The organism is Frischella sp. Ac48 (assembly GCF_019641635.1).
Taxonomy (GTDB): Bacteria; Pseudomonadota; Gammaproteobacteria; order Enterobacterales; family Orbaceae; genus Frischella; species Frischella japonica.
Map to the genome: position 1 here is coordinate 1 of NZ_JAETXP010000034.1, position 1,050 is coordinate 1,050.

Annotated in this window: 3 protein-coding genes; 1 reads left to right on the plus strand and 2 read right to left on the minus strand. The window is 33.0% G+C overall.

The window, feature by feature from the left end:
• A partial coding sequence (locus tag JMI89_RS12190) for a SymE family type I addiction module toxin (protein WP_220680179.1) occupies positions 1–139 on the plus strand: 139 nt, incomplete at its 5' end.
• A 49-nt stretch (positions 140–188) separates the two neighbouring features.
• Here JMI89_RS12190 and JMI89_RS11760 read toward each other — a convergent pair.
• Entirely contained in the window at positions 189–593 is a 405-nt protein-coding gene (locus JMI89_RS11760) for an Imm7 family immunity protein (protein WP_187756415.1), read from the minus strand.
• A 9-nt stretch (positions 594–602) separates the two neighbouring features.
• A partial coding sequence (locus JMI89_RS11765) for a restriction endonuclease fold toxin (protein ID WP_220680178.1) occupies positions 603–1,050 on the minus strand: 448 nt, incomplete at its 5' end.

Below are 1,050 nucleotides of genomic sequence, written 5' to 3' on the forward strand. Positions count from 1 at the left end.
ACAACACGGTACAAAACCCAGACCACAACTGACCATTAAAGGCAGGTGGCTGGAGCAGATAGGGGGTTATGTCGGCTGCCCTGTTATCATTAAGATTGAACAGGGCAAGTTGATAGTAGAACTTGCAATGAAGATCTAGGAATAGATAAAAACGATATCCCAACTCAAGTTAGATCTAGGATTGTAAATTATTCTTCATCATCTTCAATCACTGGTATACAAGGAGATAAAAAAGGATCTTTTTCTTTTTTAATTTTTCCTCTAGCTAATACAAAAACCTCAAATTCATTAAAAGCGTCTTCCGACTCATCATTTCTAATATACAATAATCCATAAGATCCTTTAGCTATTTCTGCTATGAACTCACAAAGATTAAAAATATCTATTACATCCTGTGATAAATGATTTGTATTTCCAGTGACTAATAACTGATAAGAACCATTTACTTTATGTAAATTAACAAGACCAGATATATCATTTAATTTATATTTGGATATATATGAATATAGTTTGCTCAAAACTATATTCATTTCTTTATCATCACTTTCGTATGTTGAATCCCTTAAGTTTATCCAACCATAATATTCTACCATTTCCCTACCTTATTTTGTTAAATTTAGAGGTTTTGTGTCTATTACAACTTTTACACCGTAACGTTTACTATACTCATTTAGTTTATTTATTATAGACTGATCTGGCTGACCTTCAAAATGATAGTAAACAGAGCGGTTAGTTTCTTTAGCTGCTTCAAATGTTGCTTTCATCTGATTTCTAACTGCCGCATTTAACTGCTTTAGTGCTGGTTTAGTTTGAGCCACATATAAATCACTAATAACGTCAAATTCACGAATGTCATTAGTAAATCGAACTCTTGATTCTCCACCAATTCGCTGAGCAAGTGCATCTGCAGCGGGATCTGGTTTATTTACTTTTACTAAATTACCAGAATACTTACTAGTAAGATCCGTCGCCTCCTTTCCAGCATTAAATTCCTTTAGTTCAATCACATTCTTCTGATTTAAGCTGATTTTGTCAATGGATATTGTCACT